Annotated in this window: 17 protein-coding genes; 3 read left to right on the top strand and 14 right to left on the bottom strand. The window is 70.6% G+C overall.

Going from position 1 to position 13,682, the window contains the following annotated elements; translation table 11 throughout:
- Positions 1-42: 42 nt before the first annotated feature.
- The 5 genes from OG542_RS21880 to OG542_RS21860 form a co-directional block, all read right to left on the bottom strand.
- Positions 43-2,064 carry a HelD family protein gene (locus tag OG542_RS21880; RefSeq protein ID WP_328413149.1) on the bottom strand — a complete coding sequence of 674 codons (2,022 nt, stop codon included), beginning with the start codon at positions 2,062-2,064 and terminating at the stop codon, positions 43-45.
- 41 nt (positions 2,065-2,105) lie between these two features.
- Positions 2,106-2,729 (bottom strand): TetR family transcriptional regulator, encoded by a 624-nt coding sequence (locus OG542_RS21875; protein ID WP_328413147.1) that lies wholly within the window; start codon positions 2,727-2,729, stop codon positions 2,106-2,108.
- A 39-nt stretch (positions 2,730-2,768) separates the two neighbouring features.
- Positions 2,769-3,854: an aminoglycoside phosphotransferase family protein gene (locus tag OG542_RS21870; protein WP_328413145.1), complete on the bottom strand. Its 1,086-nt coding sequence runs from the start codon at positions 3,852-3,854 to the stop codon at positions 2,769-2,771.
- Positions 3,855-4,247: 393 nt separating this feature from the next.
- A complete protein-coding gene (locus OG542_RS21865) occupies positions 4,248-4,961 on the bottom strand; it encodes an HAD family hydrolase (RefSeq protein ID WP_311126430.1) in 714 nt (237 codons plus the stop codon).
- Between the two features lie 29 nt (positions 4,962-4,990).
- Positions 4,991-5,842 (bottom strand): winged helix-turn-helix domain-containing protein, encoded by an 852-nt coding sequence (locus OG542_RS21860; RefSeq protein ID WP_311130326.1) that lies wholly within the window; start codon positions 5,840-5,842, stop codon positions 4,991-4,993.
- Positions 5,843-6,039: 197 nt separating this feature from the next.
- On the opposite strand from OG542_RS21860, the gene OG542_RS21855 reads away from it, so the two are divergent.
- Complete coding sequence (locus OG542_RS21855) at positions 6,040-6,228, top strand: hypothetical protein (RefSeq protein ID WP_189729472.1); 189 nt, start codon at positions 6,040-6,042, stop codon at positions 6,226-6,228.
- Here OG542_RS21855 and OG542_RS21850 read toward each other — a convergent pair.
- The 3 genes from OG542_RS21850 to OG542_RS21840 all read right to left on the bottom strand — a co-directional run bounded on the left by OG542_RS21850 (position 6,223) and on the right by OG542_RS21840 (position 9,372).
- Positions 6,223-7,134 (bottom strand): FadR/GntR family transcriptional regulator, encoded by a 912-nt coding sequence (locus OG542_RS21850; protein ID WP_328413141.1) that lies wholly within the window; start codon positions 7,132-7,134, stop codon positions 6,223-6,225. The two genes, OG542_RS21855 and OG542_RS21850, sit on opposite strands and share 6 nt — an antisense overlap.
- A gap of 264 nt (positions 7,135-7,398) precedes the next feature.
- Positions 7,399-8,661 carry a GNAT family N-acetyltransferase gene (locus OG542_RS21845; RefSeq protein ID WP_328413139.1) on the bottom strand — a complete coding sequence of 421 codons (1,263 nt, stop codon included), beginning with the start codon at positions 8,659-8,661 and terminating at the stop codon, positions 7,399-7,401.
- A 78-nt stretch (positions 8,662-8,739) separates the two neighbouring features.
- Positions 8,740-9,372 (bottom strand): RsiG family protein, encoded by a 633-nt coding sequence (locus tag OG542_RS21840; protein WP_328413137.1) that lies wholly within the window; start codon positions 9,370-9,372, stop codon positions 8,740-8,742.
- A gap of 212 nt (positions 9,373-9,584) precedes the next feature.
- Between OG542_RS21840 and dtd the strand changes: the two genes are divergently transcribed.
- Positions 9,585-10,010, top strand: a complete 426-nt coding sequence (dtd, locus tag OG542_RS21835; RefSeq protein ID WP_030242984.1) for a D-aminoacyl-tRNA deacylase — start codon at positions 9,585-9,587, stop codon at positions 10,008-10,010.
- Positions 10,011-10,029: 19 nt separating this feature from the next.
- Here the strand turns inward: dtd and ygfZ are convergent, their stop codons facing one another.
- From ygfZ to OG542_RS21820, 3 genes are read right to left on the bottom strand one after another with little or no spacing between them, the layout of a single operon-like run.
- Complete coding sequence (gene ygfZ, locus OG542_RS21830; protein ID WP_193479648.1) at positions 10,030-10,995, bottom strand: CAF17-like 4Fe-4S cluster assembly/insertion protein YgfZ; 966 nt, start codon at positions 10,993-10,995, stop codon at positions 10,030-10,032.
- A 10-nt stretch (positions 10,996-11,005) separates the two neighbouring features.
- Positions 11,006-11,443 (bottom strand): Fur family transcriptional regulator, encoded by a 438-nt coding sequence (locus tag OG542_RS21825; RefSeq protein ID WP_328413134.1) that lies wholly within the window; start codon positions 11,441-11,443, stop codon positions 11,006-11,008.
- A 15-nt stretch (positions 11,444-11,458) separates the two neighbouring features.
- Positions 11,459-12,034, bottom strand: coding sequence for a heme-binding beta-barrel domain-containing protein (locus OG542_RS21820; RefSeq protein ID WP_311126434.1), 576 nt, complete (start codon positions 12,032-12,034; stop codon positions 11,459-11,461).
- Positions 12,035-12,237: 203 nt separating this feature from the next.
- Here OG542_RS21820 and OG542_RS21815 point away from each other — a divergent pair, with 203 nt between their 5' ends.
- Positions 12,238-12,600 carry a DsrE family protein gene (locus OG542_RS21815; protein ID WP_193479646.1) on the top strand — a complete coding sequence of 121 codons (363 nt, stop codon included), beginning with the start codon at positions 12,238-12,240 and terminating at the stop codon, positions 12,598-12,600.
- Here the strand turns inward: OG542_RS21815 and OG542_RS21810 are convergent.
- From OG542_RS21810 to OG542_RS21800, 3 genes are all read right to left on the bottom strand, one after another.
- On the bottom strand, positions 12,594-12,989 hold the full coding sequence (locus tag OG542_RS21810; protein WP_328413131.1) for a VOC family protein: 396 nt from the start codon (positions 12,987-12,989) through the stop codon (positions 12,594-12,596). The two genes, OG542_RS21815 and OG542_RS21810, sit on opposite strands and share 7 nt — an antisense overlap.
- A gap of 20 nt (positions 12,990-13,009) precedes the next feature.
- Entirely contained in the window at positions 13,010-13,270 is a 261-nt protein-coding gene (locus OG542_RS21805) for a DUF3099 domain-containing protein (protein ID WP_184599311.1), read from the bottom strand.
- 85 nt (positions 13,271-13,355) lie between these two features.
- A complete protein-coding gene (locus OG542_RS21800; protein ID WP_003991226.1) occupies positions 13,356-13,643 on the bottom strand; it encodes a DUF1416 domain-containing protein in 288 nt (95 codons plus the stop codon).
- Positions 13,644-13,682 lie beyond the last annotated feature (39 nt).

The raw sequence follows: 13,682 nt of genomic DNA, 5'->3' as shown, positions 1-13,682 counted from the left end.
CCCCCATGCCACGGACCCCAGCCGCCCTGCGCCGAGCCGTGTCTAGAACGGCAGCGGCCTCCCGTGCACCACCTCCAGCCTCGACACCGCCCGCGTCAGCACCACGTACAGCCGGTGCAGTCCCCGTTTCTCCGCTTCGGCGATCGCCGCCGGCTCGACGGCCACGACATGGTCGTACTCGAGTCCCTTGACCAAGCTCGCCGGTACCAGGGACAGCCGCGCGCCGAGTTCCCCTGGTCCCGCCGCCTCGAGGCCGGCCGCGTCCAGGGCCTCCCGCACCCGGGGCACGTCCGCGTCCGCCGCGACGACCCCCACGGAGCCCTCCTGCCCCAGCGCGTCCCGTACGGCGTCCACGACCGCCGCCGGAACCCCGTCCGGTGCCGTCTCCCGCATCCGCAACTCGCCGTCCCCGCGCAGCGAACGGGCCGCCGGCACGTCCACGTCCAGCCGCTCCAGCAGCCGGTTGGCGAGGCCGACGACCGCCCGCGGCACGCGGAAGCCGGTGGTCAGCCCGACCACGGCCGCGTCCGGTTTCCCCAGGTGCGCGAGGACCGTCGGCCACGACCGTGCCGCCCACGGCGTCGTCCCCTGCGCCAGATCGCCCAGGACCGTCAGCGAGCCGAAGGGGGCCCGGCGGGCGATGACCCGGCATTCCATCGGGGACAGGTCCTGCGCCTCGTCGACGACGACATGCCCGTATCCCTCCGGGTGCTCGATCAGCCCGGCCACCTCGTCGAGCAGCACCAGGTCGGCGGCCGACCAGCGCGCCGACTTCCACGACCGGGGCGGCTCGAGCCACAGCAGCGCCCGCTGCTCGGCGCTGTCCAGCAGCCCGTCGGCCGCTCCCGCCAGCACCTCCCGTCCGGTGAGAAGTTCGGCCACGACCTCCTCCGGCCGCACCCGGGGCCAGACGGCGTCGAGGTACGCGGACACCGGCCGCGCCCGCTCGACCCGGCGCACCCAGGCGTTCGTGGGCGGCCCGGCCCGGCGCTCCACCCGCTCGCGCAGACTCCGCACGATCCGTGCGCGCACCCGCTCCCGCCCGACCCCGTACGGCGGTTCCTCCTCCCGTACGTCCGTGACGATCCGCGCCAGTTCCGCCTCGGGCACCCGCCAGCGGTACGACCCGTCCGGCACCGTAAGCGAGCCCGCCCCCGCGGTGCGCACGCGCGCGTACAGCGCCCGCCGCAGCACCTCCGCCATCCGGGCGTCGTGCTTGACGACGGCGGCGGACTCGTCGTCGGTGCCACGGACCGGCCACCGGGCGATCTCCTCGGCGAGGGTCGACTGCCGCACCCCCGTCTCGCCGAGGGCCGGCAGCACCTCCGCGATGTACGACAGGAACGTGCGGTTGGGCCCGAGGATCAGCAGGCCGCCGCGCCGGATGCGCTGCGGGTGCGTGTAGAGCAGATACGCGGCCCGGTGCAGGCCGACGGCCGTCTTGCCGGTGCCCGGCGCGCCCTGCACGCACACCGACATGGTCAGGTCCCCGCGTACGAGGTCGTCCTGCTCGGGCTGGATGGTCGCGGCGATGTCCCGCATCGGCCCGACGCGAGGCCGTTCGATCTCCCGGGCGACGATCTCGCTGGCGCGGTTCTCCCCCTCCCCCAGGTGCTCGTCCTCCAGGCCGGTGAGATCGCCGGAGTCCCCGCGGCTGCCGGGCGCCCACCCGAAGCGCCGGCGTACGGCGACGTCCTGCGGGTCACGGGCGGAGGCCTGGTAGAAGGCACGCGAGACAGGTGCGCGCCAGTCGACGACGAGGGGCGGTTCGGCCGGGTGCTCGGAGATGCGCAGCCGCCCGATGTGCAGCCGCCCACCGGCCCCCTCGAACTCCAGGGCCCCGAAGAACAACGGCCCCTCGGGCAGTTCCCGCAGCGCCTTGGCATGGCTGCGCAGCCGGTACCCGAGCACCTCCGCGTCGGCACCGGACGCGGAGACGTCCTCCCCGATGACGACCTGTTCACCGGCGCCCTCGACCATCGCGGCGAGGGCGGCCCGGCAGCGCTCGTGGTGGGCGCGTTCACGGCTGAGGGCGTGCTGGAGGGCAGGTTCGGTCGACGTCATTCCACCGAGCGTACGGGTAAAACGTAACCGAGTTAAATTTATTACCCACCCTCACCCCGAAGCCGTGGCGGCATCCCGGCCGCCAGCCGGCCGAACGCCCGCTCCGCCGCCGCCACCGCATCCGCCCGTACGTCCGCCACCCGCTCCCCCGCCGCGATCCGCCGCCAGTTCTCCAGCGCGAGAACCCGCAGTACGGCCATGATCTGCCCGGCCGCCAGCCGCGCGTCCAGATCACCCCCGAGCACCTCGGCCAGCGCGGCCTCCGACCGCTCCTGGTGCGTGTGCGCACGGGCGACCAGGGAGGGCGTCCCGTAGAGCAGGGCATGGAAGGCGAGCACCTGAGGATGGTCGTTGAGCCCGGTCACGGGATCACTCCGCTCCAGCCCTTCCAGAAAATGCCGCCGCAACGCCTCCACCGGCGGCCCATCCCCCTCCGCCACGACCCGCGCGGCCTCCCCCTCGTGGTCGGCGATCCGGTACAGCACCAGATCCTCCTTGGCCGGGAAGTACCGGAACAGCGTCGGCTTGGAGATCTCGGCCGCCGCCGCCACCTCCGCGACGGACACCGCGTCGAACCCCTTCTCCAGGAAGAGCCGCACCGCGATGTCCGACACGACCTGGTACATCCGCCGCTTCTTGCGCTCACGCAGCCCGGTCTCGCTCATGGGGGGAGCCTACGCAGTACGGCGAGGTGGCAGTCCGCGTCAGGAAGCGCCCGACTCGGTGAGCACGGGCCGATCCTCCTGCGCCGCCCCCCGGCGCGCATCCGCCGCCTCCTGGTCGCCGCGCCAGCGGATCAGCGCGGCCATGATCTGCGAACGGCTCGGCACCTGCGCGAGGCCCAGAGGTCGTGCGGCGGCGGTGAGGATCTTCTGCAGCTTGCCGGCGGCCACGGGCAGGGCCACCCAGTTGAAGCCCGCGTCCTCGCGCAGGGACAGCGACACCCGGATGACATCGGTGAAGACCGACTGCGCCCGCTTGAAGTCGAGGATCAGCGGCAGGTCCCGCTCCCACCCGGACGAGCTGCCCGGCCGGATCCTCTCGACCAGGTCGCACCATTCACGGACCATACGGCTCTCCTGATCGCCCGGGTAGCGCATCAGGTAGAGGTGGGTGGCCAGGTCGTAGAGCGGATCGCCCAGCATCGCCAGCTCCCAGTCGATGGCCCAGAGCCGGCCCTTCGGATCGAGGACGAAGTTCTCACGGTGCAGATCCGCGTGCAGAAGACAGAACGGGCGCTCCTGAAGCCCCAGCACGTGCTTCCTCAGCAGGGTGAACGATTCGTCCGAGACACCGAGCGCGCGGAACAGGCCGGCGAACGCCGTGTGGTTCTTCCTGTAGACCCGCTCCTCGACGAAGACGATCAGACGTTCCAGAAAGCCGGCGCTGTCCCCGTCCTCGGCGCGGTCCCGGTCCCCACAGCGCCGCCCCGCACTCACCATGTCCGGCGTGACCCGCACCATCTCCCGGAAGAGGTCGACGATCTGGTCGAACACCGCGTCGGGTACGCGCCGCCCCGGCCGCCGCTGCTCACCGAGGGTCCGCCCCTCGATGAAACCCTGAAGCGCCATGCCGGCGACGTCGATGATGCCGGGGACACGGCTGATGTGCCCCTGGAGGGCGCGGAGCAGCTCCTCCTCCGACCTGAAGCACCTCCGGTCGAACCACAGGATCTCGGAGCGCGGCTCACGGACCTTGACGGTTCGTGTCCCACCGGGCAACGCGAGGACGTAGGTCTCGTGGTGGTACCCCTTGAGCGGCCCCTTGACCAGGTTCGGGTCGCCGCTCATCTCGACTGCTCGCTGCCGAGCACCGGAGACCGATGGGGGTGTCATTGGGTGGTTCAGCCTGCCCCGGTGGTGCGGATGGTGTAAGGGGGAAGGCACGTTACTCCACCGGACGCCGTGATCAGGGGAGAACCCGGCTATCGAGCCGAACTCATCCCCTCCCGGGTGACCGGGGCGCCCGCCCGGACAGCGGGCCCAGGGGGCTTCTGAGGGATCTCCGTGGAAGAAGGAGCGGCGTTCGGTGCGTGCTCTCGGCGTGCCGGGCGGAAGGCCTCGATGGGGGTCCCCCCGCTCGAGCGAAGCCGAGAGTGGGGGAGGAGCTACTAGGCCTTTTGTCCGGTGCGGCGAGAGTGCGTGCCGGGCGTCGCGACGCCGCGGAGATCCCTCAGAAGCCCCCTAGCCGCGCAGTAGTTCCAGTACGCGCTCCAGGGACTCGACCACGGTGCCGGCTCCCGCTTCCCTCAGGATCTTGGCCTTCCGGGGGTTGTTCGCGTACCCGAGGAACGGCACCCCGGCCCGTGCCGCCGCCTCGTGGTCCGAGGGGGTGTCGCCGATCATCAGGGCGTCGGCCGGGGCGGCACCCATGGCGTTCAGCGCACGGTTGAGGCAGTGGGGGTCCGGCTTCAGGTGGCTGAGCTCCTCGGTGCGGCCGTAGATGTGGGGGGCGAAGCAGCCGACGAGGCCGCGGCTTTCGAGGTACTTGCGCACCACCCGCGGGGAGTTGTTGGTGGCGATGGCGAGCCGGGAGCCCACCGCCGACCAGGTGCGTATCAGCGGATCCGCGTACGGGGTCGGCATCGCCGAGGACGCGGCCCGCAGCTCCTCCTGGGTGAGCCGTTCCTCCAGCTCGGCGGCGAGGTCGCTGCCGGGATGCCTGCGGTCCACGGCGCGCAGGACGACCTGCGGGTCGAGCGACTCGCGCTCTGTGTCCGTCAGCAGGCCGTGCAGCCCCCGGCCCTCCAGCCAGGACACCAGGTCGCTCGCCACACCGTCCGCCGAGTGCCCGGCGAACAGACGGCAGACGGGCCCGTCGAAGTCCCAGAGCACGACACGGGCACGTTTGATCAGAGCCAGGAGATGGTGCTGATCGTTCTCGGTCTCGACTGTCACCGAACCAGTCTTCGTCGTATCAGGAGTCACTAGGAGAGTGTCAGGTCCGTCGTGATGGTTTCCCAGAGGGCGTCGAACCACTTCTGGGATTCCTGGACGAACGCCGCGTCCCGCTGGCCCGCTCGTTTCAGGAAGGAGAAGAGGAGGGACTGGGAGCCGAGGACGTCGTACATGTCCAGGGTCCGGCTGCCCCACTCCTCCTCGCGCCTGGTCAGCATGTAGTAGCCGATCAGCGCCTCCTCCTGGTTGAGGAGGTACAGCTTCACCGGCGGGGTGAAGGGCAGCGCGCGGAACGTGACGTGTACGTCGATGCCGTGCGTGGAGCGCAGGGCCAGGAAGTTGTGCTGGAGGACCTGGCCCTGGGCGTTGCGCATGGTCAGCCAGCGCTGGTGGACCGGGTTGTCGTCGCCGTGTGCCTCCACGGGGACGGGGAAGGCCAGCTCGATGTCCCGGGACGGGACGAGGATGCGGACGTCGATCGACTCGGGGTGGATACGGCCCTCGTGGATCAGGCGGAGCGGTTCGCCGATGGCGACCATCAGGGTCTCCGCGGTGTGGCAGACCACGTCCACGCGTACGCGACGAGCCGAGAACGCCTCGGTCAGCCGTGGCGCCAGACCCACCATCGTGGGCTGGGGCTCGCCCCGGGCCGGAGCGGGCGCGGCGATCCGCGGGGGGCTGCCCTTGCTGACGTTGGTGAGGAGACCGTCCTCCTGGAGTGCCCGCAGGGCCTGGCGGACGGCGCCGCGTTCCACGCCGAACTCCTCCGCGAGGTCGGCCTGGGTGGGCAGCCGGTCACCGGGCTTGAGCTCACCCGTGCGGATGCGTTCCCGCAGGTTGTCGGCGATCTCCTGGGGCGAGAGCCTTCTGCTGCCGTTCACTGCCACGATCTCCGCCACGTCCTCCGCCACGTCCGCCTGGATCACGACCAAACGCTACAACTCTGATCCATCTGGCGGGAGTTGTTTGAAAGTTGTTTATGAGTAGGGGCCAAGTGGGGACAACTTAATCAGAGTTGGTTGCCAACTTACCTTAGTTGGCGGAAGTTTTGCTTCCGAACCTCCGAAGGGGGAAACCAATGCCCGCCCTCACTCTTCTCGCAGCCATCGCAGTCGTCGCCTTCGAGCAGTTCGTCCAGTGGAAGTACGGCCCGGTCGGCATCGTCGGCCTGCTCCTCCTCACCGTGGGGCTCAAGTCCAACAACTCGGCGGTCAGCTCCACAGGAGCCGTCGTGCTGGCGCTGCTGGTGCTGCGGACCGCCCTATGAGCTCGTGAGCACCAGCTCCGAACTGATCGTCTCCCACAGTGCGTTGAACCAGAGGTACGACTGCTCGACGAAGGTCGTGTCGCGCAGGCCGGGGCCCTGCCGGAAGGAGAACAGCATCGACTGGGTGCCCCGCGCGTCGTACATCTCCCTCTGCTCGTGGTCGATCTCGGCCTCCCGGCGCGTCAGCGTGTAGTACGCGAACAGCGCCTCCGAGCCGTTGAGCAGGTACAGCTTCACCGGCGGGGTGAAGGGCAGGGCCCGGAACGTGACGTGCACATCGATACCGTGCGTGGCACGCAGGGCCAGCAGATTGTGCTGGAGGACCTGCCCCTGGGCGTTGCGCATCGCCAGCCACCGCTCGTGCACCCAGTCGTCGCCGCGCCCCCCGACCGGCACCGGGAAGGCGAGGTCGATGTCCCGGCTGGGCAGCAGGACCCGGACGTCGACCTTGGCCGGTTTCAGCCGTCCGGCGTGGATCTGCCGCAGGGGTTCGCCGATCGCCAGCGTGAGGGAGATGGAGGTCAGGCACACGGCGTCGATCTCGACGTGCTCCGCCGCGAACGCCGTGGCGATCCGGGGCGCGAGGCCCACCGTCGTGGGCATTGGCGGGGCCTGCGGGCCGGTCAGCGCCCTGGCGAGGTCGGAGGCGACGGTCGCCGGGCTCCCCTTGGACACATTGGTGAGCAGCTGCTCGGACTGCAGGATGCGCAGCGCCTGGCGTACGGCACCGCGCTCGACGCCGAACTCGTCGGCCAGCTGCGCCTGTGTCGGCATGCGCTCACCGGACCGCAGCACTCCTGACCTGATCCGGGCGCGCAGTTCGTCGGCCACCTCTTGATGTGTTCTCTGTGGCCGTTGCGACCTCTTCCGTCCGTTGACGGAGGTGTGTTCCGGGTCCACAACCAAACACTACAACTTCCCGCCATCTTCCGGCAGTTCAGTGCTAGGTGGTTATGAGACGCTTCCTAGCGGAGATAAGTACAGTGAAGTTGGTCGCCAACTTAGGAAACATGGTCAGACCTTCAACGGGTTGGCCATCCACCCTCCACCTACGGGCCTCCCTTCCGGAGGGGAGCCGGGAGCCCGGTCGGTGAGCACCACCGCACAACAACCACAACCGAACAGCTCGCTACGGATGCGGGTCCCTGTACCTCGGCGGAAGGGAGCGGCTCAGAACATGTCCGGGCACCAAGGCCGCCTGGACGTACGCAGCAGGGCGTCGGCCTTCCGGGCGGCGCCCGCTCGTTCTTCCCGCACCCGCCCCAGCGCCGCCAGCCGCACCGCCGACTCGTCCCCCAGCCACAGCGCCCCCAACTCACCTATCTCCAGCGCCAGTTCAGCGCTCTCGGTGGTCGGTGTGCAGGACGCCCCGGCAGCGGAGGCCTCCAGCCGGTACCGCCCGCCGGTCAGACCGTCCACACCGGCGACCTCCAGCACCAGCGCCCCCTCCCCCTCGTACGTCCGCGCCTCCAGCGCCCGTACGACGTCCAGGATCCGCACCCACAGAAAGTCCGCCAGCGACGTGATCCTGGCCGCCCGCGGATCCGGCAGGAAGTGCGGGAGCAGGTCGTCGGGCGCCCGCCAGCCGCTCTTCACCTTCACGACCCAGTCGATGGAGCAGAGGTAGTGCCACAGGGCGCGCTCCGCGGCCGGGGTCGCCCCGATCAGCCATCTCACGGTCGCCGTGTTCAACGGCTGCTTGGCCTCGCCCCAGTTGTCGTCCACCTCGTACGCGGCCATGCCCTCGACCTCGCCTGACGCCGAGCGGTACACGGCGAAGAAGGGCATCGTCCACGCCGGGTCGAACCGTACGGCGCCGGTGTTCACCTTCCACCACAGCTCGTCGCGGTCGATGACGCCGGGCTGGGTACGGCGCAGCCGCTCGTGCAGTTCGGGGCCGAGCTTGCGGACGTCGTCGCCGTCCACCAGGTCGATCCGCCCGCCGTCCGCCGGGCCCGCCCAGCGGGCGTCGAGGCCGGCGCGCGGCACATCGACCGTCCACTCGGCCATCCAGGCCGCAGGCCCGAAGCCGTACCGGCCGTAGATCGGGTACTCGGCGGCGATCAGCGTCGCCACGACGTCCCCGCGGTCCTTCGCGGCCGCCAGGTCCCGCGCCATCATCCGGCTGAGCAGCCCGCGGCGGCGGTGGGTGGCGGTGACGGTGACCCCCGTGACTGCGTCGGCGGGGACGCTCGCGCCGCCCACGACCGTGAGCTTTTGGTCGAAGGACCGGAAGGTGGCCACGCACCGGCCGCCGTCGAAGGCGCCGAGGAAGCGCCCCGGGACGAAGTTCCGGCGACGGCCCTCGATCTCCTCCGCGGAGACGACGGGCCCCCGCAGGAAGCCGGTGTGCACGGCACGCAGCCATTCGGCGTGTTCGGCTTCGGAGATGGGGCGTACGTCGATGTCGCCGGCGCGGGAAGTGGGGGCCATAAGCTCACGCTAGGCGGAGGGCCGGTCGGTGTCGCGCAAATATCCGACCGGCCCTCCCCCAGGAGCCCCCGAGCGGGCTCAGACCAGCAGGTCGTCGACCTGTGCCTCCCCCTCGCGGTACCGGCGGGCGATCTCCGCGCTGCACTCGTCGGCCGTGCGCTGGAGCCGCTGCCGCCGCCGGGAGACCTGCTGCTCGTAGCGCACGAGCCGTACCATCGCCGTGTTCAGCTCCAGGTCCGTGCGCGCGTCCAGGTCGGACAGCTCGACCTCGCCGAGCATCTCCGCGGCCAGCCGCCGGGACTCCTCGCCCTGCGGGACGCCCAGGGTCAGATGACGGGCGGAGGAGCGGTGCCGGGCCGGGGCGTCCCGCAGGATCTCCGCCAGCCTCTCGACGACGGACGCCTCCGCCGGCGCGGCGACGGCGGTCACGTCCGCCGGTGCACGCCGTGCCAACTCCGCGCGCAGGATGTCGATCCGCCCCTGGAGCAGCCGCCGTACGTAGCTGAGGTCGGCCTCGTCGCGCTGGGCCTCGCGGCGCAGTGTGCGCAGCGCGGGCAGGCTCAGCGCGGTCTGATCGGGCTCGGGAGCGTCCGAGGGCAGCCGCGGGCTGTCCGTGCGTTGTGTGGGCGGCCGGTGGTACTCCGGCGCCCCGATCCCCGTGTACGCCGACCAGACAGTCCCCGACTGCTGCCCGGTGCTTGATGTGCTCATGTGCCTCAACCGTCCCCTCGACCGGTGTGTGCAAGCATCGTGCCACCCCAACTGGCCGCTATGGGAACGAGTGCCCCCGATAGACCCCAGATGGGCGGTTAAGCAGCAAAATACGGCCGTGCGGGGCCCGTTGGCGCCCGGCGCAAACCACCCGTTCGTGCCATGCGAGCACCGCTCGCGGTCGCGCATTCACCGCCCTGCATGATGGACGTATGCGAGCAGTGGTGCAGAGGGTGGACGGCGCGAGCGTCGTCGTGGACGGCGAGACCGTGGGCGCGATCGAGGGCGAGGGACTGTGCGTCCTCGTCGGCGTCACGCACGAGGACACCAAGGAGAAGGCGGCCCAGCTGGCCCGCAAACTGTGGTCGATCCGCATGCTGCACGACGAGAAGTCATGCAGCGACATCGACGCCCCGCTCCTGGTGATCAGCCAGTTCACCCTCTACGGCGACGCCCGCAAGGGCCGCCGCCCCACCTGGAACGCCGCCGCCCCCGGCGATGTCGCCGAGCCGCTCGTCGACGAGGTCGTCGCCCAGCTGCGCTCACTGGGCGCGACGGTGGCCACGGGCCGCTTCGGCGCCGCGATGCGCGTATCACTGACGAACGACGGCCCGTTCACCGTGCAGATCGAAATCTGACCCGAAAGATCTACAAGTCCTACGGCGCGACGACGACTTCCTGGGCCGCGGCCGTGTCCCCGGCCACCAGCCGGGCGTCCAGGGCCACGTTCCGCTTCACCAGTGCGAGGGCGACCGGGCCGAGCTCGTGGTGGCGTGCGGAGGTCGTGATGAAGCCGATCTTCCGGCCGTCGGGGCCGTCGTCCGCGAGCCGGACCTCGGTGCCGGCCACGGGCAGGTGGACCTCGCTGCCGTCCAGGTGCAGGAAGACCAGCCGGCGGGGCGGCTTGCCCAGGTTCTGCACGCGGGCGACCGTCTCCTGCCCCCGGTAGCAGCCCTTCTGCAGGTGCACCGCCGAGCCGATCCAGCCCAGCTCGTGCGGGATGGTGCGGTGGTCGGTCTCGAAACCGAGCCGGGGCCGGTGCTGCTCCACGCGCAGCGCCTCGTAGGCCAGGATCCCGGCCGGCGGCCCGGCCTGCCCGGCGTACGCCTCCAGGTCGGCACGGGGCAGGAACAGGTCCCGGCCGTGCGGCGTCTCCCGTACGGCGACGCCCTGCGGCACCTCGGCGATGGAGCCGGCCGGCAGGTGCACCACCGCGGTGTCGGCCGTGCGGTCGGCGACCTCGACCCGGTAGAAGAACTTCATCGACTCCAGGTACGCGATCAGCGCGTCCTGGGTGCCCGGCTCCACATGGGCCCAGACCGTCTCGCCGTCGTCGACGAGATACAGGGCGTGCTCGATGTGGCCGTTCGCGGAGAGGATCAGCGCCTCGGTGGCCCGGCCCGCGGGGAGTTCGCTCATGTGCTGGGTGAGCAGCAGGTGCAGCCAGGCCAGCCGGTCCTCGCCGGTGACGGCGACGACCCCCCGGTGCGAGAGGTCCACGAAACCGGTGCCGTCGGCGAGGGCACGCTGCTCGCGGAACAGATCGCCGTAGTGGGCGGCGACGCCTTCGTCCACGCCCTCGGCGGGGACGGCGCCGGGCAGGGTCAGCAGGGGGCTCTTCATATACGTAAGCCTACGACTCGGTAGTTGAAGCCTTGAGCGCGCAGTCCTGGCATCGGCCGAAGATCGCGAAGTGCTTCATGTCGGTGTCGAAGCCGAACGACTGCCGCAGCTTGCCGGTGAACTCGGCGGCCACGGAGACGTCCGCCTCGATGACGTTCTGGCAGTCACGGCAGACCAGGTGGAGGTGGTGGTGCCGGTCCGCGAGGTGGTACGTCGGCGCCCCGTGTCCCAGATGGGCGTGGCTGACCAGCCCGAGCTCCTCCAGGAGCTCCAGGGTCCGGTAGACGGTGGAGACGTTGACCCCCGACGCCGTCTTCCGCACTTCCACGAGGATGTCGTCGGGGGTCGCGTGCTCCAGGGTGTCCACGGCTTCGAGCACGAGTTGCCGCTGCGGGGTCAGCCGGTAGCCGCGCTGCCGCAGATCGCTCTTCCAGTCGGTGCTCACCACACCTCGAGTCTAGAACTACTTGAAGAAGGCGATGCCGTCGTCCGGCATGTCGTCGGGGAGGGCCTTGGCCCAGCGCTCGACCTCTTCCGGGGTGACGACCTTCTTCAGATGGGCGGACATGTAGGGGCGCAGCTCGACCTCGGGGGTCTGCTTCTCGCCGACCCACATCAGGTCGCTCTTGACGTAGCCGTAGAGCCGCTTGCCGCCGGTGTACGGCTGGGAGGCGGCCGTGCGGGCGACGGCGTCGGTGACCAGGTCGATCTGGGGCTTCTGGTCGGCCAGCTCGCCGTACCAGATCTCGATGACGCCGTCGTCGCGGGTCATCGTCACCTCGACCTTGCGGCCTGCGTCGATGCGCCAGAAGCCGTGCTCGGACTCCAGCGGACGGACCTTGTTGCCGTCGTTGTCCAGCACCCACGAGTGCGAGTGGTACTCCAGGAAGTCCCGGCCGTCGTGGGTGAAGGTGACCTCCTGCCCGAAGTTGCACTTCTCGGAGCCGGGGAAGTCGTGCACACCGGCACCCGCCCAGTTTCCGAGCAGGAAGGCGAGCGGGACGAGGTCCTTGTGAAGGTCGGACGGGATCTCGATCATGGGAACTTCCTAGACGGGGGTCAGCGCTGGCCCTGGTACAGCTTCTTCACGGTCAGTCCGGCGAAGGCGAGGACGCCCACGGCGACCAGGACCAACAGGATTTCGAAGAAAAGCTCCACGGGGTGCTCCTTGAGCGAGGTGCGAATGGGTGCACAGGGCCGAGGCCAGCTTACGCGGGCGTCTTCGGCACTACGATTCCGGCTATGGCGAAGAAGCTCGTGATCAAGGTGACGGCGGGGGCCGACGCCCCCGAGCGGTGCTCCCAGGCGTTCACGGTGGCGGCGGTCGCCGTCGCCAGCGGCGTCGAGGTCTCCCTGTGGCTGACCGGCGAATCCGCCTGGTACGCCCTCCCCGGCCGCGCCGCCGACTTCGACCTCCCGCACGCGGCGCCCCTGCCCGACCTGCTCGACTCGGTCCTCGCGGCCGGCCGCATCACCCTGTGCACGCAGTGCGCGGCCCGCCGCGAGATCACGGAGAAGGACGTCATCGAGGGTGTCCGCATCGCCGGCGCCCAGGTCTTCGTCCAGGAGTCTCTGGCGGACGACACCCAGGCCCTCGTCTACTGAGCCGCATCGGTGGCCTCCGTGGCCTCCGTGTAGAGGCAGAACGGGTGGCCCGCCGGGTCGAGGAGCACCCGGACGTCGGCCTGCGGCTGGAACGTGGCGAGCCGCGCGCCCTCGGCGACGGCCCGCGCGGTCTCCCGCTCCAGGTCGTCGACCTCGATGTCGAGGTGGATCATCATCTGCTGCCGGTCCGGCGCGCTCGGCCAGACGGGCGGCCGGTAGGCGGGCTCGGTCTGGAAGGACAGTCCCGTGCCGCCGTCCGGCGGCCGGATGTGCACCCAGTCCTGCCAATCCTCCCCACGCCACACCCGCCAGCCCGGCAGCAGCCGCAGGTAGAAGGCGGCCAGCTCACGGGCGTTCGGTGCGTCCAGTGTCGCCGCCGTCAGGCGCATGGGCCCTCCCCCTGGTCGGTTCAGCGTCGGCGCTTCTTGCCGTCCAGCTCGTCCCACCACTCGTCGGACTGGGGATCCCCGGACGGGTCGTCCCACCAGCGGTCGTCGGGGCCCCGGCGGTTCGCGACCATCGCGGCCACGGGCGGGATGACCATGGCCACGACGCACATGCCGACGGCCACGGGAATCGACCAGAGGCGTACGACGCCCCAGGCCAGGACGAAGAGGGCGATGCAGCCGCCCATCATCGCGAAGTACGTGCGCCGCCGTCGTGCGTACATACGTCCAGCGTAGGTCCGGGCAGGCCGAAGGGCCGCACCCCAGGCGTCCAACCCGGGGGGTGCGGCCCTTGAGAACCTGTCGCCGTCAGACGGCGATCGCGACCTCCGCCAGTCCGCCCTGCTGGGCGACGACCGTGCGGTCGGCGGTGGCGCCGGGCACGAGGGCACGAACGGTCCAGGTGCCCTCGGCCGCGTAGAAGCGGAACTGTCCGGTCGCCGAGGTCGGCACCTCGGCCGTGAACTCGCCGGTCGAGTCCAGCAGACGCACGTAGCCCACCACGGGCTCGCCGTCCTTGGTCACCTGACCCTGGATCGTGGTCTCACCGGGCTTGATCGTCGAGGCGTCGGGGCCGCCGGCCTTCGCACCACACATGTCGTACTCCTGAAGGGGTCTGGAAAGGTCGGTCGGTTC

Origin of the sequence: Streptomyces violaceus, from assembly GCF_036014075.1 — a bacterium.
GTDB lineage: Bacteria > Actinomycetota > Actinomycetes > Streptomycetales > Streptomycetaceae > Streptomyces > Streptomyces violaceus.
The sequence above is the reverse complement of the archived record's forward strand: the minus strand, read 5'-3'. Positions and strand labels throughout refer to the sequence as shown.